25 protein-coding genes are annotated in these 26,220 nt (G+C 72.3%); 20 read left to right on the forward strand and 5 right to left on the reverse strand.

Annotated features, from left to right (window positions below; genetic code table 11):
- Window positions 1–18 precede the first annotated feature (18 nt).
- Window positions 19–1,002 carry a DNA polymerase III subunit delta gene (gene holA, locus J116_RS19610; protein WP_028964282.1) on the forward strand — a complete coding sequence of 328 codons (984 nt, stop codon included), beginning with the start codon at window positions 19–21 and terminating at the stop codon, window positions 1,000–1,002.
- 465 nt (window positions 1,003–1,467) lie between these two features.
- Here the strand turns inward: holA and rpsT are convergent, their stop codons facing one another.
- Window positions 1,468–1,734 (reverse strand): 30S ribosomal protein S20, encoded by a 267-nt coding sequence (rpsT, locus tag J116_RS19615; protein WP_028964283.1) that lies wholly within the window; start codon window positions 1,732–1,734, stop codon window positions 1,468–1,470.
- Window positions 1,735–1,953: 219 nt separating this feature from the next.
- On the opposite strand from rpsT, the gene lepA reads away from it, so the two are divergent.
- The 3 genes from lepA (at window position 1,954) to hemW (ending at window position 7,343) form a co-directional block, all read left to right on the forward strand.
- On the forward strand, window positions 1,954–3,822 hold the full coding sequence (gene lepA, locus J116_RS19620) for a translation elongation factor 4 (protein ID WP_023588774.1): 1,869 nt from the start codon (window positions 1,954–1,956) through the stop codon (window positions 3,820–3,822).
- 283 nt (window positions 3,823–4,105) lie between these two features.
- Window positions 4,106–5,995, forward strand: coding sequence for an AMP-dependent synthetase/ligase (locus J116_RS19625; protein WP_023588775.1), 1,890 nt, complete (start codon window positions 4,106–4,108; stop codon window positions 5,993–5,995).
- Window positions 5,996–6,110: 115 nt separating this feature from the next.
- Entirely contained in the window at window positions 6,111–7,343 is a 1,233-nt protein-coding gene (gene hemW, locus J116_RS19630; RefSeq protein WP_023588776.1) for a radical SAM family heme chaperone HemW, read from the forward strand.
- Window positions 7,344–7,414: 71 nt separating this feature from the next.
- Here the strand turns inward: hemW and J116_RS19635 are convergent, their stop codons facing one another.
- Window positions 7,415–8,224 (reverse strand): DUF3097 domain-containing protein, encoded by an 810-nt coding sequence (locus J116_RS19635; RefSeq protein ID WP_023588777.1) that lies wholly within the window; start codon window positions 8,222–8,224, stop codon window positions 7,415–7,417.
- 140 nt (window positions 8,225–8,364) lie between these two features.
- Window positions 8,365–9,090 (reverse strand): MBL fold metallo-hydrolase, encoded by a 726-nt coding sequence (locus J116_RS19640; RefSeq protein WP_023588778.1) that lies wholly within the window; start codon window positions 9,088–9,090, stop codon window positions 8,365–8,367.
- A 195-nt stretch (window positions 9,091–9,285) separates the two neighbouring features.
- Here J116_RS19640 and hrcA point away from each other — a divergent pair, with 195 nt between their 5' ends.
- The 15 genes from hrcA (at window position 9,286) to era (ending at window position 22,708) form a co-directional block, all read left to right on the forward strand.
- Window positions 9,286–10,302, forward strand: coding sequence for a heat-inducible transcriptional repressor HrcA (hrcA, locus tag J116_RS19645; RefSeq protein ID WP_028964284.1), 1,017 nt, complete (start codon window positions 9,286–9,288; stop codon window positions 10,300–10,302).
- Complete coding sequence (gene dnaJ, locus J116_RS19650) at window positions 10,303–11,442, forward strand: molecular chaperone DnaJ (RefSeq protein ID WP_023588780.1); 1,140 nt, start codon at window positions 10,303–10,305, stop codon at window positions 11,440–11,442.
- 143 nt (window positions 11,443–11,585) lie between these two features.
- On the forward strand, window positions 11,586–12,659 hold the full coding sequence (locus J116_RS19655; RefSeq protein ID WP_023588781.1) for a nitronate monooxygenase: 1,074 nt from the start codon (window positions 11,586–11,588) through the stop codon (window positions 12,657–12,659).
- Entirely contained in the window at window positions 12,656–13,399 is a 744-nt protein-coding gene (locus J116_RS19660; RefSeq protein ID WP_023588782.1) for a 16S rRNA (uracil(1498)-N(3))-methyltransferase, read from the forward strand. Before J116_RS19655 ends, J116_RS19660 begins: the two co-directional genes overlap by 4 nt.
- 150 nt (window positions 13,400–13,549) lie before the next feature.
- Window positions 13,550–13,909, forward strand: a complete 360-nt coding sequence (locus J116_RS19665) for a histidine triad nucleotide-binding protein (RefSeq protein ID WP_023588783.1) — start codon at window positions 13,550–13,552, stop codon at window positions 13,907–13,909.
- Between the two features lie 5 nt (window positions 13,910–13,914).
- Entirely contained in the window at window positions 13,915–14,820 is a 906-nt protein-coding gene (locus tag J116_RS19670; RefSeq protein ID WP_023588784.1) for a ribonuclease Z, read from the forward strand.
- Window positions 14,821–14,870: 50 nt separating this feature from the next.
- The gene (locus J116_RS19675; RefSeq protein WP_023588785.1) at window positions 14,871–15,875 is read left to right on the forward strand and encodes an adenosine deaminase; all 1,005 of its coding nucleotides are present in this window, start codon (window positions 14,871–14,873) and stop codon (window positions 15,873–15,875) included.
- A gap of 123 nt (window positions 15,876–15,998) precedes the next feature.
- Window positions 15,999–17,117, forward strand: coding sequence for a carbohydrate kinase family protein (locus J116_RS19680; RefSeq protein ID WP_394331510.1), 1,119 nt, complete (start codon window positions 15,999–16,001; stop codon window positions 17,115–17,117).
- Window positions 17,118–17,234: 117 nt separating this feature from the next.
- Complete coding sequence (locus J116_RS19685; RefSeq protein ID WP_079147774.1) at window positions 17,235–18,230, forward strand: PhoH family protein; 996 nt, start codon at window positions 17,235–17,237, stop codon at window positions 18,228–18,230.
- Window positions 18,231–18,258: 28 nt separating this feature from the next.
- Window positions 18,259–18,756: an rRNA maturation RNase YbeY gene (gene ybeY / locus J116_RS19690; RefSeq protein WP_023588788.1), complete on the forward strand. Its 498-nt coding sequence runs from the start codon at window positions 18,259–18,261 to the stop codon at window positions 18,754–18,756.
- Complete coding sequence (locus tag J116_RS19695) at window positions 18,753–20,048, forward strand: hemolysin family protein (protein WP_023588789.1); 1,296 nt, start codon at window positions 18,753–18,755, stop codon at window positions 20,046–20,048. The genes ybeY and J116_RS19695 overlap by 4 nt, the downstream gene beginning before the upstream one ends.
- Window positions 20,045–20,401, forward strand: coding sequence for an MmcQ/YjbR family DNA-binding protein (locus J116_RS19700; RefSeq protein WP_023588790.1), 357 nt, complete (start codon window positions 20,045–20,047; stop codon window positions 20,399–20,401). Before J116_RS19695 ends, J116_RS19700 begins: the two co-directional genes overlap by 4 nt.
- A gap of 143 nt (window positions 20,402–20,544) precedes the next feature.
- Entirely contained in the window at window positions 20,545–21,261 is a 717-nt protein-coding gene (locus J116_RS19705) for a sensor domain-containing protein (RefSeq protein ID WP_023588791.1), read from the forward strand.
- Between the two features lie 58 nt (window positions 21,262–21,319).
- Window positions 21,320–21,673, forward strand: a complete 354-nt coding sequence (locus J116_RS19710) for a hypothetical protein (protein WP_023588792.1) — start codon at window positions 21,320–21,322, stop codon at window positions 21,671–21,673.
- Window positions 21,674–21,757: 84 nt separating this feature from the next.
- Window positions 21,758–22,708 carry a GTPase Era gene (gene era, locus J116_RS19715; RefSeq protein WP_394331492.1) on the forward strand — a complete coding sequence of 317 codons (951 nt, stop codon included), beginning with the start codon at window positions 21,758–21,760 and terminating at the stop codon, window positions 22,706–22,708.
- Between the two features lie 66 nt (window positions 22,709–22,774).
- Here era and J116_RS19720 read toward each other — a convergent pair whose 3' ends face one another.
- Both J116_RS19720 and J116_RS19725 read right to left on the reverse strand, forming a co-directional pair.
- The gene (locus J116_RS19720) at window positions 22,775–23,053 is read right to left on the reverse strand and encodes a protealysin inhibitor emfourin (RefSeq protein WP_023588794.1); all 279 of its coding nucleotides are present in this window, start codon (window positions 23,051–23,053) and stop codon (window positions 22,775–22,777) included.
- A gap of 9 nt (window positions 23,054–23,062) precedes the next feature.
- Window positions 23,063–24,139, reverse strand: coding sequence for a M4 family metallopeptidase (locus J116_RS19725; RefSeq protein ID WP_023588795.1), 1,077 nt, complete (start codon window positions 24,137–24,139; stop codon window positions 23,063–23,065).
- A 294-nt stretch (window positions 24,140–24,433) separates the two neighbouring features.
- Between J116_RS19725 and leuA the strand changes: the two genes are divergently transcribed.
- Window positions 24,434–26,203: a 2-isopropylmalate synthase gene (gene leuA, locus J116_RS19730; RefSeq protein ID WP_023588796.1), complete on the forward strand. Its 1,770-nt coding sequence runs from the start codon at window positions 24,434–24,436 to the stop codon at window positions 26,201–26,203.
- Window positions 26,204–26,220: the final 17 nt, after the last annotated feature.

The following is a 26,220-nucleotide window of genomic DNA, read 5'->3' on the forward strand; positions in this document are numbered from 1 at the left end:
CGTGGGATGCTGGGTGCGATGGCTGCCAAGAACTCGACCGACGATCCGCTCGCCCCCGTCACGCTCGCCGTGGGCCAGGAGGACCTGTTGCTGGACCGGGCCGTCCAGCAGGTGGTGGCGGCCGCGCGGGCGGCCGACGCCGACACGGACGTCCGTGACCTGACCGCCGACCAGCTCCAGCCCGGCGGCCTCGCCGAGCTGACGAGCCCGTCGCTGTTCGCGGAGCGCAAGGTCCTGATCGTGCGCAACGCCCAGGACCTGTCGGCGGACACGATCAAGGACGTCAAGGCGTACATCGCCGCGCCCGTGGAGGAGATCAGCCTCGTCCTCCTGCACCCTGGCGGCGTCAAGGGCAAGGGCCTGCTGGACGCGGCCCGCAAGGCCGGGGCGCGCGAGGTGGCGTGCCCCAAGACCACCAAGCCCGCGGAGCGCCTGACGTTCGTGCGGCAGGAGTTCCGGACGCTGGGCCGGTCGGCGACGCCCGAGGCGTGCCAGGCGCTCGTGGACGCGATCGGCAGCGACCTGCGGGAGCTCGCCAGCGCGGTGTCCCAGCTCACCGCCGACGTCGAGGGCACGATCGACGAGTCCGTCGTCGCCCGGTACTACACGGGCCGCGCCGAGGCGTCCAGCTTCAACGTCGCCGACCGTGCCGTGGAGGGGCGGGCCGCCGAGGCCCTGGAGGCGCTGCGCTGGTCCCTCGCGACCGGGGTGGCGCCCGTGCTGATCACCAGCGCGCTCGCGCAGGGCGTGCGGGCCATCGGCAAGCTGTCCTCCGCGCGGGGTGGCCGTCCCGCCGACCTCGCCCGTGAGCTGGGCATGCCGCCGTGGAAGATCGACCGCGTACGGCAGCAGATGCGTGGCTGGACGCCTGACGGGGTCGCGGTGGCCCTGCGCGCCGTCGCCGAGGCCGACGCGGGCGTCAAGGGCGGCGGCGACGACCCCGAGTACGCGCTGGAGAAGGCCGTGGTCACCATCGCCCGCGCCGCCCGCTCCCGCCGCTGAGGGGTGCAGTACCAGGGGCTCGCGCCCCTGAGCGGAGCCGGGGACCGGGGCCGGCCGCTGCCCGCCCCGCATGCCGCAGGTCTGCCCGATGGGCGCCCGCCCCGTGGCGTCGCCCGATAGCGGCGCCTTCGCCGTCGCGCCTATGCGTGAGAGTTCAGGCGCCCCGAACCAGCACCCGCCAGCCCGGCCCAAGACACAGGCCCCGCAGTCCGGGGCGGGCATGCCGAAGGCCCCGGGCCGTCTGGGGAAAGACGGGGGCCGGGGCCTTCGGGACGTTCGGTGTGAGCCCGTACCCGCGTGGCGAACGCAGGCCGCGTACGGGCTCGGGGGTGCCGGGTGGGAGCGTGGTTGAGAGGGCCCGCTGGGTCCCTCCCGGCGATCAAGTCGTCCGGTCCCTCACCCCGAGGCGTGAAGCCGCAGGGATCGGGCCGGTTCCGGGAACGGCGTTCCCGGAACTACAGGAGCTCAGCCCTGCAGGGCGGCCAGCTTGGACGCCAGCGCCGACTTCTTGTTGGCGGCGGCGTTCTTGTGGATGACGCCCTTGGAGACGGCCTTGTCCAGCTTGCGGGACGCCTCGCGAGTGGCCGCGGTGGCCTTCTCGACGTCGCCGGAGGCGGCGGCCTCACGGGCCTTGCGGATCGCGGTCTTGAGCGACGACTTGACGGCCTTGTTGCGCAGGCGCGCCTTCTCGTTCGTCTTGTTCCGCTTGATCTGGGACTTGATGTTCGCCACGAATGAGCCTTTTCAGGTTCGTAAGGATTTCTCGATGTGTGCCACGCTGCTGAGAGGGCCACGAGACACAGCTGCCCAGGCTACCAGCAGCGCTTCGAGCGGCCCAAACCGAGCGCCCGTCCCCGTCCGTGGGACCATGGAACCTACGTACTCGATCCGACGTCGACCCGAGCAGAGACACCGGCGTACGCCCGGGCGTCTCGAGAATCAGGACCCTGCGTGCCCGCGACCCCTACCCACGTGCCCGAGCCGAGCCGTACCGACCCGGCACTGATCCGCAACTTCTGCATCATCGCGCACATCGACCACGGCAAGTCCACCCTCGCCGACCGGATGCTCCAGCTGACCGGCGTGGTCGAGCAGCGGCAGATGCGCGCTCAGTATCTCGACCGCATGGACATCGAGCGCGAGCGCGGCATCACCATCAAGTCCCAGGCCGTCCGGCTGCCCTGGGCGCCCACCGAGGGTGAGCAGCAGGGCAGGACCCACATCCTCAACATGATCGACACCCCGGGCCACGTGGACTTCACGTACGAGGTGTCGCGCTCCCTGGCCGCCTGCGAGGGCACGATCCTGCTCGTGGACGCGGCCCAGGGCATCGAGGCGCAGACCCTCGCCAACCTGTACCTGGCCATGGAGAACGACCTGGCCATCGTCCCGGTCCTCAACAAGATCGACCTCCCGGCCGCCCAGCCGGAGAAGTTCGCCGAGGAGCTGGCGAACCTGGTCGGCTGCCAGCCCGAGGACGTCATGCGCGTCTCCGCGAAGACCGGCCTCGGCGTGGAGGCGCTCCTCGACCGCGTCGTCCGGGACGTCCCGGCGCCGGTCGGTGTCGCCGACGCCCCCGCCCGCGCGATGATCTTCGACTCGGTCTACGACTCGTACCGCGGTGTCGTCACCTACGTCCGTGTCGTGGACGGCCAGCTCAACAAGCGCGAGCGCATCCGCATGATGTCGACCGGCGCCACCCACGAGCTGCTGGAGATCGGCACCAACTCGCCGGAGATGCTCGCGGCCGACGGCCTCGGCGTGGGCGAGGTGGGCTATCTGATCACCGGTGTGAAGGACGTCCGCCAGTCCAAGGTCGGTGACACGATCACCAGCCAGGCCAAGGGCGCCCAGGAGGCCCTCGGCGGCTACAAGGACCCCAAGCCGATGGTGTTCTCCGGCCTCTACCCGCTGGACGGCTCGGACTACCCGGAGCTGCGCGACGCCCTCGACAAGCTCCAGCTCAACGACGCCGCCCTGGTGTACGAGCCCGAGACCTCGGCGGCGCTCGGCTTCGGCTTCCGCGTGGGCTTCCTCGGCCTGCTCCACCTGGACGTGATCCGCGAGCGCCTGGAGCGCGAGTTCGGCCTCGACCTGATCGCCACGGCGCCGAACGTGGTGTACCGGGTCGTCATGGAGGACGGCAGCGAGCACACCGTCACCAACCCGAGCGAGTTCCCCGAGGGCAAGATCAGCGAGGTGTACGAGCCGGTCGTGCGCGCCACGATCCTCGCGCCGTCCGAGTTCATCGGCTCCATCATGGAGCTTTGCCAGACCCGCCGCGGCACCCTCCTCGGCATGGACTACCTGTCAGAGGACCGCGTCGAGATCCGCTACACGCTCCCCCTCGCGGAGATCGTCTTCGACTTCTTCGACCAGCTGAAGTCCAAGACCCGCGGTTACGCCTCGCTCGACTACGAGCCCACCGGCGAGCAGAGCAGCTCCCTCGTCAAGGTGGACATCCTGCTCCACGGCGACAAGGTGGACGCCTTCTCGGCGATCACCCACAAGGACGCGGCGTACGCGTACGGCGTGCGGCTCGTCGCCAAGCTGCGCGAGCTCATCCCGCGGCAGGCCTTCGAGGTGCCCATCCAGGCCGCCATCGGCTCCCGGGTGATCGCCCGCGAGACGATCCGCGCCATCCGCAAGGACGTTCTCGCCAAGTGCTACGGCGGTGACATCTCCCGTAAGCGGAAGCTGCTGGAGAAGCAGAAGGAAGGCAAGAAGCGGATGAAGATGGTCGGCTCCGTGGAGGTCCCGCAGGAGGCCTTCATCGCGGTGCTGTCCAGCGACGAGTCCGCCGGCAAGGGCAAGAAGTAGGCGACCGCCACCCGCCGCGCGCGGCGGTGGTCCGGTGCCAGGAGGCGCCCGTTCGGATGACGGACGGGCGCCTCCGCCTTTTCACCGGCGGTCCACAGTCGTTATGAAGCGGGTATGAATCACGCGTCCACATCCCCTTACGCAGCGGACGACGGCGCCTTACCCTGATCCCGCTCGGTGGTTACTCGCGAGTTAAACAACCATCCGTTGACCCGCTTTTCCCGCAGCAGTGAAGTGCCCGCACGTCCGCGTGCGGCATCTGCCAGGCCCGCCGGAGGACGCCGTGAGCGACACGAAGACCCAGATCGAGAACCGCCCGCCCTCCGTGGCGAGCCTCTTCCTCGAGCGGGTGGCGAAGACCCCGGACGCGGAGGCGTACCGCTACCCCGTCCCGGCCGCCTCCGGCCAGGGCCCGGACGAGTGGAGGTCGCTCAGCTGGTCCCAGGCCGCCGAGCGCGTGTACGCGATCGCCGCGGGGCTCATCGAGCTGGGCGTACGGCCCGAGGAGCGCGTCGCCCTCGCCTCCGCCACCCGCGTCGAGTGGATCCTGTGCGACCTGGGCGTCATGTGCGCCGGGGCCGCCACGACCACGGTCTACCCGCAGACCAACGCCGAGGAGTCCGCGTACATCCTCGCCGACTCCGAGAGCCGCGTCCTGATCGCCGAGGACGCCGCCCAGCTCGCCAAGGCCCGTGAGCGCCGCGCCGACCTGCCGGACCTCCACCACGTCGTCGTCATCGACGCCGCGGCCGCCGAGCCCGCCGAGGGCGACCCGGAGGGCTGGGTCGTGTCCCTCGCCGACCTGGAGGAGCGCGGCCGGGCGTACCTGGAGAAGCACCCGGAGGCGGTACGGGAGCGGGTCGCGGCCATCACCGCCGACCAGCTCGCCACGCTCATCTACACCTCCGGCACCACCGGCCGTCCCAAGGGCGTGCGCCTCCCGCACGACAACTGGTCGTACATGGCGAAGGCCATCGCCGCGACGGGGCTGATCCGCGAGGACGACGTGCAGTACCTGTGGCTGCCGCTCGCCCATGTCTTCGGCAAGGTGCTGACCTCCGGCCAGATCGAGGCGGGACACGTCACCGCCGTCGACGGCCGCATCGACAAGATCATCGAGAACCTGCCGGTCGTCCAGCCGACGTACATGGCGGCCGTCCCGCGCATCTTCGAGAAGGTCTACAACGGCGTCGCCGCCAAGGCCCGGGCCGGCGGCCCCGCCAAGTACAAGATCTTTCAGTGGGCGGCCGGTGTCGCCCGCGAGTACGCCAAGGCCAGCCAGGACAGCTACCGCCGCACCGGCCAGGCCAAGGCGCCGCTCGGCCTCACCGCGAAGCACAAGGTCGCCGACGCGCTCGTGTACTCCAAGCTCCGCGCGGCGTTCGGCGGGCGGCTGCGCGCCGCCATCTCCGGCTCCGTCGCGCTCGCCCCGGAGATCGGCTACTTCTTCTCGGGCGCCGGCATCCACATCCTGGAGGGGTACGGCCTGACGGAGTCGTCCGCCGCGTCGTTCGTGAACCCGGGCGAGGCCTACCGCACCGGCACGGTCGGCAAGCCGCTGCCCGGTTGCGAGGTGCGCATCGCCGACGACGGCGAGGTCCTGCTGCGCGGCCCCGGCATCATGGAGGGCTACCACAAGCTGCCCGACAAGACCGCCGAGGTGCTGGAGCCGGACGGCTGGTTCCACACCGGGGACATCGGCGAGCTGTCCGCCGACGGGTATCTGAAGATCACCGACCGGAAGAAGGACCTGTTCAAGACCTCCGGCGGCAAGTACATCGCGCCGAGCGAGATCGAGGGGCACTTCAAGGCGCTGTGCCCGTTCGTCTCCAACATCGTGGTCCTCGGCGCCGACCGGAACTACTGCAGCGCGCTCATCGCCCTCGACGAGGCGTCGCTCCAGGGCTGGGCGCAGGAGCACGGCCTCGGCGGCCGCCCGTACGCGGAGCTGGTCGCGACGCAGCAGGTCAAGGACATGGTCCAGGGGTATGTGGACCGGCTCAACGAGGGCCTTCAGCGCTGGCAGACGATCAAGAAGTTCCGGCTGCTGCCGCGCGACCTCGACGTGGAGCACGGCGAGCTGACGCCCAGCCTCAAGCTGAAGCGGCCCGTGGTCGAGCGGGAGTACCAGCACCTCATCGAGGAGATGTACGAGGGCGCCCGCGAGGCCTGACACCAGGGGCCCGGCGCCCGCGAGGCCTGGCACCAGGGGGTCCGGCGCCCGCGAGAGCCCCGTCCGGCACCGCCGCCGCGCCGCGTAACGGCGGCGGTGACGGACAATGGACCCCATGCCTTCCGTACTGCCCGATGGTGAGCCCGTGCCCGAGGACGGGTCCCTGCCCCCGTCCGCCCTCGACGGGCGCGCGGAGCGGCCGCTCGGGTTCTACCTGCACGTGCCGTACTGCGCGACCCGCTGCGGCTACTGCGACTTCAACACGTACACCGCCACCGAGCTGCGCGGCTCCGGCGGCGTCCTCGCCTCCCGTGACAACTACGCGGCGACCCTCACCGACGAGGTCAGGCTCGCCCGCAAGGTCCTCGGCGACGACCCCCGGCCCGTGCGGACGGTCTTCGTCGGCGGCGGCACGCCCACGCTGCTCGCCGCCGACGACCTGGTCCGCATGCTCGGCGCCATTCGCGACGAGTTCGGCCTCGCGGACGACGCCGAGATCACGACGGAGGCCAACCCGGAGTCCGTGGACCCCGCCTACCTGGCCACGCTCCGCGAGGGCGGCTTCAACCGGATCTCCTTCGGCATGCAGAGCGCCCGGCGGCACGTCCTGAAGGTCCTGGACCGCACCCACACGCCCGGCCGCCCCGAGGCGTGCGTCGCCGAGGCCCGCGCCGCCGGGTTCGACCACGTCAACCTGGACCTGATCTACGGCACCCCCGGCGAGACCGACGACGACTGGCGGGCCTCCCTGGACGCCGCGATCGGCGCCGGGCCCGACCACGTCTCCGCCTACGCGCTGATCGTCGAGGAGGGCACCCAGCTGGCCCGGCGCATCCGGCGCGGCGAGGTGCCGATGACCGACGACGACGTGCACGCCGACCGGTACCTGATCGCGGACACCGTGCTCGCGGAGGCCGGGTTCGCCTGGTACGAGGTGTCGAACTGGGCCACGTCGGACGCGGGCCGCTGCCTCCACAACGAGCTGTACTGGCGCGGCGCCGACTGGTGGGGCGCGGGCCCCGGCGCGCACAGCCACGTCGGCGGGGTCCGGTGGTGGAACGTCAAGCACCCCGGCGCCTACGCCGCCGCCCTCGCCGAGGGACGCTCACCGGGCGCGGGGCGTGAGGTCCTGTCGGAGGAGGACCGGCGCGTGGAGCGGGTCCTGCTGGAGCTGCGGCTGCGCGACGGCGTCGCCCTGTCGCTGCTGCGCCCGGCGGGCCTGGCGGCGGCGGAGCGCGCGGTGAGGGACGGCCTCCTGGAGACCGGTCCGTACGCCGAGGGGCGCGCCGTCCTCACCCTGCGCGGCCGCCTCCTCGCGGACGCGGTGGTCCGGGACCTGGTGGACTGACGGGCACGGCACGCCACGTACGGGCTCGGCACGTCCCGTACGGGCGGCGCCTCCGAGACGTACGGGCGGCCTCACCCCCGCGGCGGGGCCGTCACCCAGTCGATCAGCTCCTCCACCCGGCCCAGCAGCTCGGGCTCCAGGTCCTTGTAGGAGCGGACCCGGCCCAGGATGTGCCGCCAGGCCGCGCCGGTGTTCCCGGGCCAGCCCAGCGCCCGGCACACCCCGGTCTTCCAGTCCTGGCCGCGCGGCACGGCGGGCCACGCGGGGATGCCCAGCGCCGAGGGCTTCACGGCCTGCCACACGTCCACGTACGGATGCCCGACCACCAGGACGTGCGGGTCCGTGACGGACGCGGCGATCCGGGCCTCCTTCGCCCCCGGCACCAGGTGGTCCACCAGCACCCCGAGCCGGGCGTCCGGGCCCGGACGGAAGTCCCGGACGATCGCGGGCAGGTCGTCCACACCCTCCAGGTACTCCACGACGACGCCCTCGATCCGCAGGTCGTCGCCCCACACCCGCTCCACCAGCTCCGCGTCGTGGCGGCCCTCCACGTAGATCCGCCCCGCCCGCGCCACCCGCGCCCGCGCGCCCGGCACCGCGACCGAGCCGGACGCCGTACGGGACGGGCGCACCGGACCGGCGGCGGGGCGGACCAGGGTCACCGGGCGGCCCTCCAGCAGGAAGCCGCGCGGCACGAGCGGGAACACCCGGTGCCTGCCGAACCGGTCCTCCAGGGTCACCGTCCCGGCCTCGCACCGCACGACCGCCCCGCAGAACCCGGTACCGGCCTCCTCGACCACCAGGTCCGGCTCGGCGGGCACCTCCGGCACGGCGGCCTGCTTCTTCCACGGAGGGGTCAGATCGGGGTCGTAAGCGCGCATTCGCCAGACGCTACGACACGCCGAACGCCCGGGCCAGCACCGCCCGGACGCGCCGAACCCGCCGACCCGGCCCTCCGCCCGGAGCCGCCGCGCCGCCGGGCCAGTACCGCACGGTCGCGCCCCACAGCTCGGCGGCGCCCCTACGCCACGGCGAACCGGGCGGCCAGCTCGTCGCGCTGGGCGCGGACGAACGCCGCGTCCACCACCGCGCCGTGCCCCGGCACGTAGGCCGCGTCCACGCCGCCCAGAGCCAGCAGCCGGTCCAGCGCGGCGGGCCAGCGCTTCGGGAACGCGTCCGGGCCCGCCTGGGGCTCACCGGACTCCTCCACCAGGTCCCCGCAGAAGACCACCGCCGACGGCGGGCCCGGCACCAGCAGTGCCAGGTCGTGGCCCGTGTGCCCGGGGCCGACGTTGGCCAGCAGCACCTGACGGCCGCCCAGGTCGAGCGTCCACTCCGCGCACACCAGGTGGTGCGGGTGCACCAGCACGTCCGCGGCCTCGCCCGCCTCGTCCTCGGCGACGCCCTCCCGCACGGCGTCCGCCCGCAGCGCGTCCCGCTCCCGCACCAGCACCTCGTCGAGCCCCACGGCCCCGAACACCTGCGCTCCGGCGAACGCGGCGGCGCCCAGCACATGGTCGAAATGCGCGTGGCTCAGTGCGATGTGCGTCACGCGCCGCCCGCCCAGCAGCCGCTGCGTCTGGGCCCGGATCGCGGCACCCTCCCGCAGCGTGGAACCCGCGTCGAACAGCAGCGCGGCGTCCTCCCCGACGACCAGGCCGACCGTGGCGTCCCAGCCCGGGAGCCGCCTGCGGCCGACACCCGCCGCGAGCCGCTCCCACCCGAACTCTTCCCAAGCGACGTCCATACCGCGACGCTATCGGCAATGCCCACGGCGGGCGCGCGGTACGGTGATCGGCCCGCGCGCGCTGTCACGCCCGTCACGTCGCCCTTGCCAGGCATTGACCCCGGCGCCGTACACTGGCCGCGGGGATGATTGGCACTCGGACACGGCGAGTGCCAGCAGACGTCAGCCAACCGGAGCCAGCTGGAGGTGCGCGCCGTGCTCAGTGAACGCAGACTCGAGGTGCTGCGCGCGATCGTCCAGGACTACGTCGGTACCGAGGAACCCGTCGGGTCCAAGGCGCTCACCGAGCGCCACAAACTGGGCGTGTCGCCGGCCACCGTGCGCAACGACATGGCGGTGCTGGAGGAGGAGGGCTTCATCGCCCAGCCCCACACCAGCGCCGGACGCATCCCCACGGACAAGGGCTACCGCCTCTTCGTCGACAAGCTCGCCGGAGTCAAGCCGCTGTCGCCGCCGGAGCGCCGGGCCATCCAGAACTTCCTGGAGGGCGCGGTCGACCTGGACGACGTCGTGGGACGCACGGTCCGGCTGCTCGCCCAGCTGACCCGCCAGGTCGCGGTGGTGCAGTACCCGTCGCTGACCCGGTCCACCGTCCGCCACGTCGAGCTGCTGTCGCTGGCCCCGGCCCGGCTGATGCTCGTCCTGATCACGGACACCGGACGGGTGGAGCAGCGCATGGTCGACTGCCCCGCGCCGTTCGGCGAGACCTCCGTGGCCGACCTGCGCGCCCGGCTGAACAGCCAGGTCGTCGGCAGGCGGTTCACCGACGTGCCGCAGCTGGTGCAGGACCTCCCGGAGTCCTTCGAACCGGAGGACCGAGGGACGGTCTCCACGGTGCTCTCCACGCTGCTGGAGACGCTGGTGGAGGAGACCGAGGAGCGCCTGGTGATCGGCGGCACCGCCAATCTCACGCGCTTCGGACACGACTTCCCGCTCACCATCCGGCCCGTGCTGGAGGCGCTTGAGGAGCAGGTCGTGCTCCTCAAGCTGCTCGGCGAGGCGACAGATCCGGCCATGACCGTACGTATCGGCCACGAGAACGCCCATGAGGGGCTCAACTCCACGTCCGTCGTCGCGGTCGGCTACGGTTCGGGCGACGAGGCGGTCGCCAAACTCGGCGTGGTCGGACCGACCCGCATGGACTACCCCGGAACGATGGGAGCGGTACGCGCAGTGGCACGTTACGTCGGACAGATCCTGGCGGAGTCGTAAGTGGCCACGGACTACTACGCCGTACTCGGCGTGCGCCGCGACGCGTCCCAGGACGAGATCAAGAAGGCATTCCGTCGGCTCGCGCGCGAGCTGCACCCGGATGTCAACCCCGATCCGAAGACGCAGGAGCGGTTCAAGGAGATCAACGCCGCCTACGAGGTGCTGTCGGACCCGCAGAAGAAGCAGGTCTACGACCTCGGGGGCGACCCGCTTTCCTCCTCCGGCGGCGCCGGAGCGGGCGCGGGCTTCGGCGCGGGCGGCTTCGGGAACTTCTCCGACATCATGGACGCCTTCTTCGGTACGGCGTCCCAGCGCGGCCCCCGGTCGCGCACCCGCCGCGGCCAGGACGCGATGATCCGCCTGGAGATCGAGCTCGACGAGGCGGCCTTCGGCACCACGAAGGAGATCCAGGTCGACACGGCCGTCGTGTGCACCACGTGCTCCGGCGAGGGCGCCGCGCCCGGTACGTCCGCGCAGACCTGTGACATGTGCCGCGGCCGCGGCGAGGTGTCGCAGGTGACGCGGTCCTTCCTGGGCCAGGTCATGACGTCCCGCCCGTGTCCGCAGTGCCAGGGCTTCGGCACGGTCGTCCCCACGCCGTGCCCCGAGTGCGCGGGCGACGGACGGGTGCGCTCCCGCCGCACGCTCACGGTCAAGATCCCGGCCGGTGTGGACAACGGCACGCGCATCCAGCTGGCGGGCGAGGGCGAGGTCGGCCCCGGCGGCGGCCCCGCGGGCGACCTGTACGTGGAGATCCACGAGCTGCCGCACCCGGTGTTCCAGCGGCGCGGCGACGACCTGCACTGCACGGTGACGATCCCGATGACGGCGGGCGCGCTCGGCACGAAGGTGCCGCTGGAGACGCTCGACGGGCTGGAGGAAGTGGACATCCGGCCGGGCACGCAGTCCGGCCAGTCGATCCCGCTGCACGGCCGTGGCGTGACGCACCTGCGCGGCGGCGGGCGCGGCGACCTCGTCGTCCACGTCGAGGTGCAGACGCCCCAGAAGCTGGACGCGGAGCAGGAGCGCCTGCTGCGCGAGCTGGCGAAGCTGCGCGGCGAGGAGCGGCCGACGGGCCAGTTCGCGCCGGGCCAGCAGGGGCTGTTCTCCCGGCTGAAGGACGCGTTCAACGGCCGCTAGCCCCGGCTCGTAGAGGGTGGCCGCCCCCGGCTCGCACGGGAGCGGCCGTGCCCCCGGCCTGGCCGCGCTCGGGCCGCCGGGCGGGCCGGATACCGGCGGCAGCGGGGTTCGAAGGCGGCGCGGGGGCGTGACACCATGCGTGCATGTCCTCCGCGCTGACCGGTCTCTGCCGCTACCCGATCGTGCAGGCGCCCATGGCCGGCGGCGCCTCGTGCCCGGCGCTCGCCGCCGCCGTGTCCGAGGCGGGCGGCCTGGGATTCCTGGCCGCCGGATACAAGACGGCCGACGGCATGTACCAGGAGGTCCAGCAGATCAGGGCCCTCACCGCCCGCCCGTTCGGCGTCAACCTGTTCATGCCGCAGCCGGGCCAGGCGGACGCCGCCGCCGTCGAGGTCTACCGCCAGCAGCTCGCCGGTGAGGCGGCCTGGTACGACACCCCGCTCGGCGAGACCGACCGCGGCAGGGACGACGGCTACGACGCGAAACTGGCGATCCTCCTCGACGACCCGGTGCCGGTCGTCTCCTTCACGTTCGGCTGCCCCACGGCGGAGACGGTGGCGGCCTTCGCGCGCGTGGGCACCCGTACGGTCGTGACGGTCACCAGCGCCGACGAGGCGCGCGCCGCCGAACGCGCCGGGGCCGACGCGGTGTGCGTGCAGGGCGTCGAGGCCGGCGGCCACCAGGGCACCCACCGCGACGACCCGGAGACCGAGACGTCCGGCACCGGCCTGCTGGCGCTGATCACCCAGGTCCGCGAGGCCGTGGCGCTGCCGATACTCGCCGCGGGCGGGCTGATGCGCGGCGCCCAGATCGCCGCCGTCCTCGCGGCGGGCGCCGAGGCCGCGCAGCTCGGCACCGCGTTCCTCGTGTGCCCCGAGTCCGGCGCCGATCCCGTGCACAAGCGGGCCATGACGGACCCGCTGTTCACCCACACCGAGCTGACCCGCGCCTTCTCGGGACGCCCCGCCCGGGGCCTGGTCAACCGGTTCGTGCGGGAGCACGGGCCGTACGCCCCCGCCGCGTACCCCGAGGTGCACCATCTCACCAGCGGGCTGCGCAAGGCGGCCGCCAAGGCGAAGGACCCGCAGGGCATGGCCCTGTGGGCCGGACAGGGCCACCGCCTGGCCCGCGAACTGCCCGCCGGGCAGCTCGTCGACGTACTCCACTGCGAACTCCGGTCGGCCGTCTCCGCGCTGGCCATGGGAGGTGCCTCATGACCGCCCCCGTCTTCGTCGCCGACGACCTGACGGCCGCCGCGCCCGGCGCGGTGCTCACCCTGGAGGGGCCCGAGGGACGGCACGCCGTCTCGGTGCGCCGGCTGCGGGTCGGTGAGGAGGTCGTCCTCACGGACGGCGCCGGACGCGGCGCGTACGGCACGGTCGCCGCCGTGGAGGGCAAGGACCGCCTCGGCGTGGCCGTGACGGACGTACGGGACGAGCCGGTGGCCACGCCGCGCATCACCGTCGTCCAGGCGCTGCCCAAGGGCGACCGGGGCGAGCTGGCCGTCGAGACGATGACCGAGACGGGCGTGGACGCGGTCGTGCCGTGGGCGGCGGCGCGGTGCGTCACGCAGTGGAAGGGCGAGCGCGGGCTGAAGGCGCTGGCGAAGTGGCGGGCCACCGCCCGCGAGGCCGGGAAGCAGTCCCGCAGGCTGCGCTTCCCCGAGGTCGCGGACGCGGCGAGCACCAGGCAGGTCGCCCGGCTGCTGTCCGACGCGGACTTCGCGGCCGTCCTCCACGAGGAGGGCGCCGAGCCGCTCGCCACCGCGCCGCTCCCCGCGACCGGCGAGATCGTGCTGGTCGTCGGCCCGGAGGGCGGGGTCGCGCCCGACGAGCTCACCGCCTTCGCGGAGGCCGGGGCCAAGCCGTACCGGCTGGGGCGCAGCGTCCTGCGCACGTCCACGGCCGGCACGGCGGCGACGGCGCTGCTCCTCGGCCGCACGGGCCGCTGGTCCTGACCCACCGGTCCCCGTCCTCCGTCCTCCGGCCGCCGGCCGTGGACGTGCGCCGCTCACGAGGCGTGGCGGGCCGGACGGCCTGATGACGGCGCGGGGGCGGCGATAGGGTACGGACATATCTGCCGTCCGAGTCGAGAGAGGGCCGCCAGCATGGCCGGAGAGCCGCGCAGCGACTGCCTGTTCTGCAAGATCGTGTCGGGGGAGGTGCCCGCCACCGTCGTCCGCGAGACGGAGACCACCGTCGCGTTCCGCGACATAAACCCCCAGGCGCCGACGCACGTCCTGGTCATCCCCAAGGCGCACCACGCCGACGCCGCCGCGCTCGCCGCCGCCGCGCCGGACGTCGCCGCCGACGTGCTGCGCGAGGCGGGGGAGGTCGCCGCGCAGGAGAAGGTGGCCGAGACGGGCTACCGGATCATCTTCAACACGGGCGCCGGGGCCGGGCAGACCGTCTTCCACGCGCACGCCCACGTCCTCGGCGGCCGCGGCCTCGAGTGGCCCCCCGGGTAGACCGCGTGTCCGTACGAGAACTGGTCGTGCTGGGCACCGCGAGCCAGGTGCCCACACGCCACCGCAACCACAACGGCTACCTGCTGCGCTGGGACGGCGAGGGCATCCTCTTCGACCCGGGCGAGGGCACCCAGCGGCAGATGCTGCGCGCCGGGGTCGCCGCGCACGACATCGACCGGATCTGCGTCACCCACTTCCACGGCGACCACTCCCTGGGCCTCGCCGGGGTCATCCAGCGCATCAACCTCGACCAGGTCCCGCACCCCGTCACCGCCCACTACCCGGCGTCCGGGCAGCGGTTCTTCGAGCGGCTGCGGTACGCCACCGCCTACCGCGAGCGCGCCGACATCGTGGAGGCCCCCGTCGCCGCCGACGGGCCCGTCGCCGAGACGCCCGGGTACACGCTGGAGGCGCGCCGCCTGTCGCACCCGGTCGAGTCGTTCGGGTACCGGCTGACCGAGCCCGACGGGCGTCGCATGCTGCCCGAGCGGCTCGCCGCGCACGGCGTCGAGGGCCCCGACGTGGGCGTCCTCCAGCGCGAGGGCGTGCTGCGCGGGGTGCGCCTGGAGGACGTCAGCGAGGTACGGCCCGGCCAGCGCTTCGCGTTCGTCATGGACACCCGCCTCTGCGACGGCGTCCACGCGCTCGCGGACGGCTGCGACCTGCTCGTCATCGAGTCCACGTTCCTCGACGAGGACATCTCCCTCGCCGTCGAGCACGGCCACCTGACCGCGGGGCAGGCCGCCGCCGTGGCCCGCGACGCGGGGGTCCGTCGCCTCGTCCTCACCCACTTCTCGCAGCGCTACGGCGACCCGTCCGCCTTCGAACGGCAGGCCCGCGCGGCCGGGTTCGCCGGCGAACTGACCGTGGCCCAGGACCTCATCCGCGTCCCCCTCCCCAAGCGCCCCTAGGCACATCCGTACATGAACCTCCCCCAGCGCCCCTAGGAACCACCCCGCACATGAACCTCCCCGAAGACCTCCCGAAGGCGGAGCTCCACCTCCACATCGAGGGCACCCTCGAACCGGAGCTGGCCTTCGCGCTCGCCGCCCGCAACGGCGTGGACCTGCCCTTCGCCGACACCGACGAGCTGCGCCGCGCGTACCGCTTCGAGGACCTCCAGTCGTTCCTCGACCTGTACTACGCGCTGATGGCCGTCCTGCGCACCGCCGACGACTTCGCCGAGCTCGCCGACGCCTACCTCGCGCGGGCCGCCGCGCAGGGAGTCCGGCACGCCGAGGTCTTCTTCGACCCGCAGGCCCACACCTCCCGCGGCGTCCCCTTCGGCACGGTCGTGGAGGGCCTCGCCCGGGCGCTGGAGGGCAGCGAGGAGCGGCACGGCGTCACCACGCGGCTGATCATGTGCTTCCTGCGGGACGAGTCCGCCGAGTCCGCGATGGCCACCCTGGAGGAGGCGAAGCCGTACCTGCGGCACATCACGGGCGTCGGCCTGGACTCCGCCGAGGTGGGGCACCCGCCCGCCGAGTTCCGCGAGGTGTACGAGGCGGCCGCCGCGCTGGGCCTGCGCAGGGTCGCGCACGCGGGCGAGGAGGGCCCGCCCTCGTACATCCGCGACTCGCTCGACCTGCTGGGGGTGGAGCGGATCGACCACGGGCTGCGCGCCATGGAGGACCCGGAGCTGGTGGAGCGGCTCGTACGCGACCGGGTGCCGCTCACGCTGTGCCCGCTGTCCAACGTCCGGCTGCGCGCAGTGGACGTCCTGGAGGACCACCCGCTGAAGGCGATGATGGACGCCGGACTGCTGGTCACGGTGAACTCCGACGACCCCGCGTACTTCGGCGGGTACGTGGGCGAGACGTTCCACGCCGTACGGGAGGCGCTCGCCCTCACCGAGGAGGACCTGCGGCGGCTCGCCCGGAACTCCTTCGAGGCGGCGTTCCTCGACCAGGACGAGGCGCTGCGCGCGCGGTACCTGGCCGAGGTGGAGGCGTACACCTTCGACTGAGCAGCCCGGGGCCCGGCCGTACGCGCGTGTGCCTTCGCGGAGCCAGACGGGAACGCGGGGCTTGCGCGCGGCCGATCGGGCACACTGGCCGGATCAGCACCGCGCGACCGGGAGCACGCCGTGATCACACCCGACGCCTTCGGAGGCCAGCAGCACCAGCACACCGCGGGAGTGGACCCGCTGGGCACGCTCCGCACGCCCTCGGACCCCGAGTGCGACGTGTTCCTGACCGGCACGGTGTTCCTGGACATCGTGTTCACGGGCCTCGACAGCGCCCCCGCGCGGGGCACCGAGACCTGGGCGCGCGGCATGGGCTCCAGCCCCGGCGGCGTCGCCAACATGGCGACCGCCCTGGCCCGGCTGGGGCTGCGCACCTCGCTGGCCGCCGCGTTCGGCGACGACCACTACGGCGAGTACTGCTGGGACGCCCTCGAACAGGGCGAGGGCATCGACCTGTCGCGGTCGCGCACCGTGCCCGGCTGGCACTCGCCGGTCACGGTGTCCATGGCGTACGACGGCGAGCGCACGATGGTGTCGCACGGCCACGAGGCACCGCCCCCGGAGGGCTCCGTCCCCGCCTGCCCGCCCCGCGCGCGTGCCGCCGTCGCCTCCCTCGCGCCCGGCCGCACCGAGGCGTGGGTGGAGGAGGCCGCCCGCCGCGACACGAGGATCTTCGCCGACGTGGGGTGGGACGAGACGGGCCGCTGGGACCTGGCCGCGCTGCCCGACCTGGAGCACTGCGAGGCGTTCCTGCCCAACGCCGACGAGGCCGTGCGCTACACCCGCACCGACTGCCCCCGCGCCGCCGCCCGCGCGCTGGCCGACAAGGTGCCGCTCGCCGTCGTCACGCTCGGCGCGGACGGAGCGTACGCCGTGGACGGCTCCACCGGCGAGACCGCCGAGGTCCCGGCCATCGAGGTCGCCGCGCTGGACCCGACGGGCGCCGGGGACGTGTTCGTCGCCGGGTTCCTCACCGGGACGCTCGCCGGGTGGCCGCTCGCCGACCGGCTGGCCTTCGCCGGGCTGACGGCCGCGCTGTCCGTGCAGGAGTTCGGCGGTTCGCTGTCCGCGCCCGGCTGGGTGGAGGTCGCCGCCTGGTGGCAGTACGTGCAGGGCTGCTCCGGCCAGGACCCGGCCGCCTTGCGCCGGTACCGGTTCCTCGACGCGCTGCTGCCCGCCCCGACCCGGCCCTGGCCGCTGCGCCGGGCCGTGCCGACGATCGGCTTCGGCCGTTCCGCCTGAGCGCCGGTGAAAAGCCTTCTGGGTTGTCAGCCGAACGCCGTACCCTGGACAGTCCAGAGGTTGTCGAGCGGCGAGAACCCTGCAACAGGAGGTATGCGCAGGCCACAGAGCCGGCCCATGACTCAGACACCGACAGACCAGGTACGAGCCCACTTCACCGTACCCGCCAAGCATCCGATGGTGACCGTGCTCGGCTCGGGCGACGCCCTGCTCCGCGTGATCGAGCGGGCTTTCCCCCGTGCCGACATCCATGTGCGGGGCAATGAGATCAGCGCGGTGGGCGAGGCCGCCGAGGTGGCCCTCATCCAGCGGCTGTTCGACGAGATGATGCTGGTGCTGCGCACGGGGCAGCCGATGACGGAGGACGCGGTGGAACGCTCGATCGCCATGCTCAAGGAGGAGACCGGGGGAGCGGCCGCCGAGACGCCGTCCGAGGTCCTCACCCAGAACATCCTCTCCAGCCGCGGCCGCACCATCCGGCCCAAGACGCTCAACCAGAAGCGCTATGTCGACGCCATCGACAAGCACACGATCGTCTTCGGCATCGGCCCGGCGGGCACGGGCAAGACCTACCTCGCCATGGCGAAGGCGGTCCAGGCCCTCCAGTCCAAGCAGGTCAACCGGATCATCCTGACCCGGCCCGCCGTCGAGGCGGGCGAGCGGCTCGGCTTCCTGCCGGGCACGCTCTACGAGAAGATCGACCCGTACCTGCGGCCGCTGTACGACGCGCTGCACGACATGCTCGACCCCGACTCGATCCCGCGCCTCATGGCGGCGGGCACGATCGAGGTCGCGCCGCTGGCGTACATGCGCGGCCGGACGCTCAACGACGCGTTCATCATCCTCGACGAGGCGCAGAACACGAACCCCGAGCAGATGAAGATGTTCCTCACCCGGCTCGGCTTCGACTCCAAGATCGTCATCACCGGTGACGTGACGCAGGTGGACCTGCCGAACGGCACCAAGAGCGGTCTGCGGCAGGTGCAGGACATCCTCGACGGCGTCCAGGACGTCCACTTCTCCCGCCTCACGTCGCACGACGTCGTACGGCACAAGCTGGTCGGCCGTATTGTCGACGCGTACGAGAAGTACGACGCCGGTAACGGGCGCTGACCATTCAGAGCGAGAGACCCAACAGCACATGTCGATCGACGTCAACAACGAGTCCGGCACCGAGGTCGATGAGCAGGCGATCCTCGACGTCGCCCGCTACGCGCTCGCGCGGATGCGCATCCACCCCCTGTCCGAGCTGTCGGTGATCGTGGTGGACGCCGAGGCGATGGAGCAGCTGCACATCCAGTGGATGGATCTGCCGGGCCCGACGGATGTCATGTCCTTCCCGATGGACGAGCTGCGTCCGCCGTCGAAGGACGACGAGGAGCCCCCGCAGGGGCTCCTCGGGGACATCGTGCTCTGCCCCGAGGTCGCCGAGCGGCAGGGCCGCGAGGCGCCCACGCAGCACTCCATGGACGAGGAGCTGCAGCTGCTCACCGTCCACGGGGTGCTGCACCTCCTCGGCTACGACCACGAGGAGCCCGACGAGAAGGCCGAGATGTTCGGACTCCAGGCGGCGATCATCGACGGCTGGCGGGCGGAGAAGGGCCTCACCGGTCCCTCCCCGGCGCCGACCGTCTCATGACCGGCCAACTCGTCCTGGGCGCGGTCGCCCTCGTCGTGGTCGCGTGGCTCGCCGCGTGCGCCGAGGCGGGCATCGCCCGGGTGTCCAGCTTCCGCGCCGCCGAGGCCGTACGGGCCGGGCGGCGCGGCGCGGCCAAGCTCACGCAGGTGGCGTCCGACCCGACCCGGTACCTGAACGTGGCGCTGCTCGTCCGCGTCGCCTGCGAGATGGCCGCGGGCGCGCTCGTCACGTACGTCTGCCTGGAGGAGTTCGCGCAGACGTGGAGCGCGCTGGTCGTCGCGATCGGCGTGATGGTCCTCGTCTCGTACGTCGCCGTCGGCGTCTCGCCGCGCACCATCGGCCGCCAGCACCCGCTGAACACGGCGACGGCCGCCGCGTACGTGCTGCTGCCGCTGGCCCGGATCATGGGCCCGGTCCCGCAGCTGCTGATCCTCATCGGCAACGCCCTGACCCCCGGCAAGGGCTTCCGCAAGGGCCCCTTCGCGTCGGAGGCGGAGCTGCGGGCCATGGTGGACCTGGCGGAGCAGGAGTCGCTCATCGAGGACGAGGAGCGCCGCATGGTGCACTCGGTGTTCGAGCTGGGCGACACACTGGTCCGCGAGGTGATGGTGCCGCGTACGGACCTCGTGTCGATCGAGCGGTACAAGACCGTCCGTCAGGCGCTCACGCTCGCCCTGCGCTCCGGCTTCTCGCGCATCCCCGTGACCGGGGAGAACGAGGACGACGTGGTCGGCATCGTGTACCTGAAGGACCTGGTCCGCAAGACCCACGTCAACCGCGACTCGGAGTCCGACCTCGTGTCCACGGCGATGCGGGCGGCGACGTTCGTGCCGGACACGAAGAACGCCGGTGACCTGCTGCGGGAGATGCAGCAGCAGCGCAACCACTGCGCCGTCGTCATCGACGAGTACGGCGGCACGGCCGGGATCGTCACCATCGAGGACATCCTGGAGGAGATCGTCGGCGAGATCACCGACGAGTACGACCGCGAGCTGCCGCCCGTCGAGGAGCTCGGCGACGGCCGCTACCGGGTGACCGCCCGCCTCGACATCGGTGACCTGGGCGAGCTGTTCGGACTCGACGCGTACGACGACGAGGACGTGGAGACGGTCGGCGGGCTCCTCGCCAAGGCCCTCGGCCGCGTCCCGATCGCCGGGGCGTCGGCCGTGGTTGACCTGCCGGACGGGCGTGCGCTGCGGCTGACCGCCGAGTCCCCCGCGGGCCGCCGCAACAAGATCGTGACCGTGCTGGCGGAGCCCGTACCGAAGGAGCCGGAGGAGGAGGCCGCGTGACCCCCGAGCAGCTGAGGGCGTTCTGCCTGGACTTCAACGCCGCGGTGGAGGAGTTCCCCTTCGGCCCCGAGACCTCGGTCTTCAAGGTCGCAGGGAAGATGTTCGCCCTCAGCGCGCTCGACGCGCGGCCGCTCACCGTGAACCTCAAGTGCGACCCCGACGAGGCCGTCCGCCTGCGTGCCGACCACCCGGACGCGGTCGTCCCCGGCTATCACATGAACAAGCGCCACTGGAACACGGTGACCGTCTCCGCCCTCCCTGCCGCCCTGGTCAGGGAGCTGGTCGAGGACTCCTACGACCTGGTCGTCGCTGGACTCCCGAAGGCAGAACGCCTGCGGCTGGACCGCCCGTAGCGGTAGCCCGCCATCACGTACGCGTTTATTCGCGATCACTTGTCGGTGGCGGCGGTTATCCTCGCTGCGGCCCGTGAGGGCGGGGAGGGGGGAAACCAGAAGCTCCCCAGGATCACTACTGCCATTGGGGAGTTCAGACTCTTATGCGTACTCGTACCCGTGCCCGTCGCGGTGCCGTCGTCGCGCTCACCGCGTCCGCCCTGTTCCTGACCGCCGCGTGCGGCGGTTCGTCCGAGAAGGACGACAAGGCGAAGGGCGGCGACAGCGCCGGGCAGAAGCCCGCGGCGGCCCAGCTCACCGAGGCCCAGATGAAGGCGGGCCTCCTGGAGGTCGCCGACCTCCCGGCCGGCTGGAAGGCCGAGGCCGCGGCGTCCTCGGACCAGGCCCCGAAGGCGGAGAAGCCCGAGTGCCAGCCGCTGGCCGTGCTGATGTCCGACAAGGTCGACGGCGCCACGCAGGGCGGCAGCCGCGAGTTCGCCCGGGGCACGGACAGCGCGATCCTCGCCCAGCAGATCTTCACCTACTCCGACGGCGACGCCGCCGCGGCGTTCGTGAAGAGCGTGGACGAGGCCATCGGCAAGTGCGCGTCGTTCGTGAGCGTCGACGCGGGCGAGAAGATGACGATCAGCACCGAGAAGCTGACCGCGCCGCAGGTCGGCGAGGAGGCCGTCGCCCTGCGGATGACCATGGACATCCCGCAGCTCGGCATGAAGCTGGAGTCCGACGTGCTGGTCGCCCGCCAGGGCGCCGGTATGACGCGCCTGGCGTACGTCCCGATGGGCGAGAAGCCGGACCACGCGGCGTTCGAGGACCTGGCCAAGCGCGGCGGCGACAAGTTCGTCAAGGGCGCCCAGAGCTGAGGCTCCTGACCCACAGGGCGGCCGGGGACACCCCGGCCGCCCTGCTTATGCTCGGGGCATGACGCAGAGCACCGAGCTGGACCCCGAGGACCGCAAGATCATCACGCTGGCGCGCAGCGCCCGCGCCCGCAACGGCGTGCCCGAGGGCGCGGCGGTACGGGACGAGACCGGGCGGACGTACGTCGCCGGGACGGTCGCGCTGGACTCGCTGCGGCTGAGCGCGCTCCAGACGGCCGTGGCGATGGCCGTCGCCAGCGGCGCGAAGTCCCTGGAGGCGGCGGCCGTCGTCTCCGAGGCCGAGGCCGTCGCGGACGCCGACCGCGCCGCCGTGCGGGACCTGGGCGGTCCCGGCACCCCGGTCCTCCTCGCCGGTCCGGACGCCGAGGTGCGCGCCCGGGTGACGGCGGGCTGAGCGCGGGCGGCCGAAACCGTACGGGAGGACCACGGCAGACGGCGGGAGCCGCGCGGTACGTGGCGTGCGTCGGGATCGGGGAGAATGGCCCCCATGAGCGTTCGTAAACCAGAAACCGAAGCGACCCACCGCGCGGGCTTCGCCTGCTTCGTCGGCCGTCCCAACGCCGGCAAGTCCACCCTCACGAACGCTCTGGTCGGTCAGAAGGTGGCCATCACCTCCAACCGGCCGCAGACGACGCGGCACACCGTGCGCGGCATCGTGCACCGCCCCGAGGCCCAGCTCGTGCTGGTCGACACCCCGGGCCTGCACAAGCCGCGCACCCTGCTGGGCGAGCGGCTCAACGATGTCGTCCGCACGACGTGGGCGGAAGTGGACGTAATCGGCTTCTGTCTGCCCGCCGACCAGAAGGTGGGCCCCGGCGACCGGTTCATCGCCAAGGAACTGGCGGGGATCAAGAAGACCCCGAAGATCGCGATCGTCACCAAGACCGACCTTGTCGACTCCAAGACCCTCGCCGAGCAGCTCGTCGCCGTGGACCGGCTCGGCCGGGAGCTGGGTATCGAGTGGGCCGAGATCGTCCCCGTGTCGGCCGTCGGCGACAAGCAGGTCCAGCTCCTCGCCGACCTGCTCGTGCCGCTGCTGCCCGAGGGCCCGGCGCTCTACCCGGAGGGCGACCTCACCGACGAGCCCGAGCAGGTCATGGTCGCCGAGCTGATCCGCGAGGCCGCGCTCGAAGGCGTACGGGACGAGCTGCCGCACTCCATCGCGGTGGTCGTCGAGGAGATGCTGCCGCGCGAGGACCGCCCCGCCGACAAGCCGCTGCTGGACATCCACGCCAACGTCTACATCGAGCGCCCCAGCCAGAAGGGCATCATCATCGGCCCCAAGGGCAAGCGCCTGAAGGAAGTCGGCATCAAGTCCCGCAAGCACATCGAGGCGCTGCTCGGCACGCCGGTCTTCCTCGACCTGCACGTCAAGGTCGCCAAGGACTGGCAGCGCGACCCCCGGCAGCTGCGCAAGCTCGGCTTCTGACAGACGGCCCGGGGCCCGGGCGGCAGGCCGCGCCGACGCCCCCGCCCGGGAGGGCGTCCGCGCCCGTCAGGCGCCCTCCCGCAGGACCCGGGAGGCCAGCTCGCGCTGCGCCTCGGTCAGGTGCGGCTCCGCGCACCGCACCGTGCGGCCGTCCACGGTGATCTCGTACGAGAAGCCGTCCGGCATCCCGCCCCGCGCTGCTCCCCCCGCCGGGGGCTCCGGCGCCTGAAGGGCCGCGGCGGCCAGCGCGTGCCAGGCCGCCGCGTCCGGCCGGGCGGTCGTGTCCACCTCCGCCCGCCGCTCGATGCCAGCGAAGCCACCCGTGCGCCGTACCTCGATCCGCATGGCCCCTGTCTACCCCCTGGTGGGCACCCCCACCGTCGACCACGCCTTCAGCACCGCCTCGGCCTCGTCGCCGCCGTCGCCGAACCGCTCCCGCGCCGCCGCGACCGTCAGCCGGGCGAACGCCGCGAAGTCGGCCGTCTCCTTGAGCTTGCCGCCCGTCAGCACGTCGTACCAGATCCGCCCGGCCCGCTCCCAGGCGTGCCCGCCCAGCGCCGTGGCCACCAGGTAGAAGGCGTGGTTGGGGATGCCCGAGTTGATGTGGACGCCGCCGTTGTCGGCGGCCGTGTCCACGTAGTCCTCCATCTTCGCGGGCTGCGGGTCCTTGCCGAGGACGTCGTCGTCGTACGCCGTGCCGGGGGCCTTCATGGAGCGCAGCGCCACGCCCTGCACCTCGTCCGCCAGCAGGCCCGCGCCGATCAGCCAGTCGGCCTCGTCGGCGGTCTGGCCGAGCGCGTACTGCTTGACGAGCGAGCCGAACACGTCCGACATGGACTCGTTGAGGGCGCCGGGCTGGCTGAAGTAGGCGAGGTTCGCCGTGTACTGGGTGACGCCGTGCGCCAGCTCGTGGCCGATCACGTCGACCGGCAGGGTGAAGTCCTTGAAGATCTTGCCGTCGCCGTCGCCGAACACCATCTGTTCGCCGTTCCAGAAGGCGTTGCCGTACTCCCGGTCGTAGTGGACCGTCGCGTCGAGCGGCAGCCCCGCGCCGTCGATGGAGTCCCGCCCGTACGCGCTGAGGAACAGCTCGAACGTGGCACCGAGCCCGGCGTACGCGCGGTTGACGGTGGCGTCGCGCGTCGGCTCGTCGCCCTCGGCGCGGACCTTCTTGCCGGGCAGCCGGGTGCGGTTCTCCGCGTCGTAGACGGTGCGGCGAGGCTCGCCGGAGGCCGCCGGGAGGTCGCGGGTGGCGGGGCGGACACCGGTGACGGTGGTGAGGCGGCGGGCGGCGCGGTTGTTCTCGTCGGTGACGAGGGTGCGGCGGGCGGCCTCGGCGACGGCCGGGTCGGCCGAGTGCGAGAGGCGGTCGAGCAGGTGCGGCGGGACGATCGTGCAGAACACCGGGGTGCGGTAGTCATATGCGCTCATGACTGGCAATGTGGCAGCGCGTCACCGTGAAGTCACTGGTTGCGACGAGGATTGATGAAAAGGAGTGATAGCTCACCGTTTGACGGTTACCGGAGCCGAATCCCGCATACTGGAACGGCACCTCTCGCCCCAGCGGTCCTGGGCTACGCTGCTGCGCATCATGCGTTTCGGGCTGCTTCTCCTTAGCTGCCGCGGCGAGGGCCTGTAGTCGTAGGCCGACCCCCTCACCGCGGAGTCTGGTGCTGCTTCGACCCGTCGGCCGTCCCTCCGCAGGACCCCGAGGAGCCCTACGCCATGTCACAGCCCGCCGCCCAGTCCGTCGGCCGCCGCACGCCGATCACCACCGCGACGCACACGCAGAAGCCGTCCGGGATGCCGATCCACAAGTACGGCGCGTACGAGGCCGTCGACCTGCCCGGCCGCACCTGGCCCGACCGCCGGATCACCAAGGCGCCGCGCTGGCTGTCGACCGACCTGCGCGACGGCAACCAGGCGCTGATCGACCCGATGTCCCCGGCCCGCAAGCGAGCGATGTTCGACCTGCTCGTACGCATGGGCTACAAGGAGATCGAGGTCGGTTTCCCCTCCTCCGGCGAGACCGACTTCGCGTTCGTCCGCTCGATCATCGAGGAGGGCGCGATCCCCGAGGACGTGACGATCTCCGTCCTGACCCAGGCCCGCGAGGACCTGATCGAGCGGACCGTCGAGTCCCTGCGCGGCGCGCACAAGGCGACCGTGCACCTGTACAACGCGACGGCGCCGGTCTTCCGCCGGGTCGTCTTCCGGGGCTCCAGGGACGACGTCAGGCAGATCGCCGTGGACGGCACCCGCCTGGTGATGGAGTACGCGGAGAAGATCCTGGGCGACGACACGGTCTTCGGCTACCAGTACAGCCCGGAGATCTTCACCGACACGGAGCTGGACTTCGCGCTGGAGGTCTGCGAGGGCGTCATGGACGTCTGGCAGCCCGAGCCCGGCCGCGAGATCATCCTGAACCTGCCCGCGACCGTGGAGCGCTCCACGCCGTCCACCCACGCGGACCGCTTCGAGTGGATGTCCCGCAACCTTTCCCGCCGCGAGTTCGTCTGCCTGTCCGCCCACCCGCACAACGACCGCGGCACGGCCGTCGCGGCGGCCGAACTGGCCGTCATGGCCGGCGCCGACCGCGTCGAGGGCTGCCTGTTCGGTCAGGGCGAGCGCACCGGCAACGTGGACCTGGTGACCCTGGGCATGAACCTGTTCAGCCAGGGCATCGACCCGCAGATCGACTTCTCGCAGATCGACGAGATCCGCCGGACCTCCGAGTACTGCAACCAGATGGAGGTCCACCCGCGCCACCCCTACGCGGGCGACCTGGTCTACACGGCCTTCTCCGGCTCCCACCAGGACGCCATCAAGAAGGGCTTCGACGCGATGGAGGCCGACGCGGCGGCCGCGGGGAAGACCGTGGACGAGATCGAGTGGGCCGTCCCGTACCTGCCGATCGACCCGAAGGACGTCGGCCGGTCCTACGAGGCGGTCATCCGCGTCAACTCGCAGTCCGGCAAGGGCGGCATCGCGTACGTCCTGAAGAACGACCACAAGCTGGACCTGCCGCGCCGGATGCAGATCGAGTTCTCCAGGATCATCCAGGCGAAGACCGACGCCGAGGGCGGCGAGGTCACGCCCGCCGACATCTGGGCCGTCTTCCAGGACGAGTACCTGCCCAACCCGGACAACCCGTGGGGCCGTATCCAGCTGCGCTCCGGGCAGACCACCACCGACAAGGACGGCACGGACACCCTGACCGTCGAGGCGGTCGTGGACGGCGTCGAGACGGTGCTGACCGGCTCCGGCAACGGCCCGATCTCCGCGTTCTTCGACGCGCTGAACGCCATCGGGTTCGACGCGCGGCTGCTGGACTACCAGGAGCACACGATGAGCGAGGGCGCCTCCGCGCAGGCCGCCTCGTACATCGAATGCGCCATCGACGGCAAGGTGCTGTGGGGCATCGGCATCGACGCCAACACCACCCGCGCCTCGCTGAAGGCGGTCATCTCGGCCGTCAACCGCTCCGCCCGCTGACCCGTCCGCCCTTCGCA

Origin of the sequence: Streptomyces thermolilacinus SPC6, from assembly GCF_000478605.2 — a bacterium.
GTDB lineage: Bacteria > Actinomycetota > Actinomycetes > Streptomycetales > Streptomycetaceae > Streptomyces > Streptomyces thermolilacinus.

Excerpts from the sequence above, each read along its gene's own strand:
- holA (WP_028964282.1), top strand. The coding sequence starts at position 19 with ATGGCTGCCAAGAACTCGACCGACGATCCGCTCGCCCCCGTCACGCTC.
- hemW (WP_023588776.1), top strand. The coding sequence starts at position 6,111 with ATGCCTTCCGTACTGCCCGATGGTGAGCCCGTGCCCGAGGACGGGTCC.
- J116_RS19635 (WP_023588777.1), bottom strand. The coding sequence starts at position 8,224 with ATGCGCGCTTACGACCCCGATCTGACCCCTCCGTGGAAGAAGCAGGCC.
- J116_RS19640 (WP_023588778.1), bottom strand. The coding sequence starts at position 9,090 with ATGGACGTCGCTTGGGAAGAGTTCGGGTGGGAGCGGCTCGCGGCGGGT.
- J116_RS19655 (WP_023588781.1), top strand. The coding sequence starts at position 11,586 with ATGTCCTCCGCGCTGACCGGTCTCTGCCGCTACCCGATCGTGCAGGCG.
- J116_RS19660 (WP_023588782.1), top strand. The coding sequence starts at position 12,656 with ATGACCGCCCCCGTCTTCGTCGCCGACGACCTGACGGCCGCCGCGCCC.
- J116_RS19665 (WP_023588783.1), top strand. The coding sequence starts at position 13,550 with ATGGCCGGAGAGCCGCGCAGCGACTGCCTGTTCTGCAAGATCGTGTCG.
- J116_RS19675 (WP_023588785.1), top strand. The coding sequence starts at position 14,871 with ATGAACCTCCCCGAAGACCTCCCGAAGGCGGAGCTCCACCTCCACATC.
- J116_RS19685 (WP_079147774.1), top strand. The coding sequence starts at position 17,235 with ATGACTCAGACACCGACAGACCAGGTACGAGCCCACTTCACCGTACCC.
- ybeY (WP_023588788.1), top strand. The coding sequence starts at position 18,259 with ATGTCGATCGACGTCAACAACGAGTCCGGCACCGAGGTCGATGAGCAG.
- J116_RS19695 (WP_023588789.1), top strand. The coding sequence starts at position 18,753 with ATGACCGGCCAACTCGTCCTGGGCGCGGTCGCCCTCGTCGTGGTCGCG.
- J116_RS19705 (WP_023588791.1), top strand. The coding sequence starts at position 20,545 with ATGCGTACTCGTACCCGTGCCCGTCGCGGTGCCGTCGTCGCGCTCACC.
- J116_RS19710 (WP_023588792.1), top strand. The coding sequence starts at position 21,320 with ATGACGCAGAGCACCGAGCTGGACCCCGAGGACCGCAAGATCATCACG.
- era (WP_394331492.1), top strand. The coding sequence starts at position 21,758 with ATGGCCCCCATGAGCGTTCGTAAACCAGAAACCGAAGCGACCCACCGC.
- J116_RS19720 (WP_023588794.1), bottom strand. The coding sequence starts at position 23,053 with ATGCGGATCGAGGTACGGCGCACGGGTGGCTTCGCTGGCATCGAGCGG.
- J116_RS19725 (WP_023588795.1), bottom strand. The coding sequence starts at position 24,139 with ATGAGCGCATATGACTACCGCACCCCGGTGTTCTGCACGATCGTCCCG.
- leuA (WP_023588796.1), top strand. The coding sequence starts at position 24,434 with ATGTCACAGCCCGCCGCCCAGTCCGTCGGCCGCCGCACGCCGATCACC.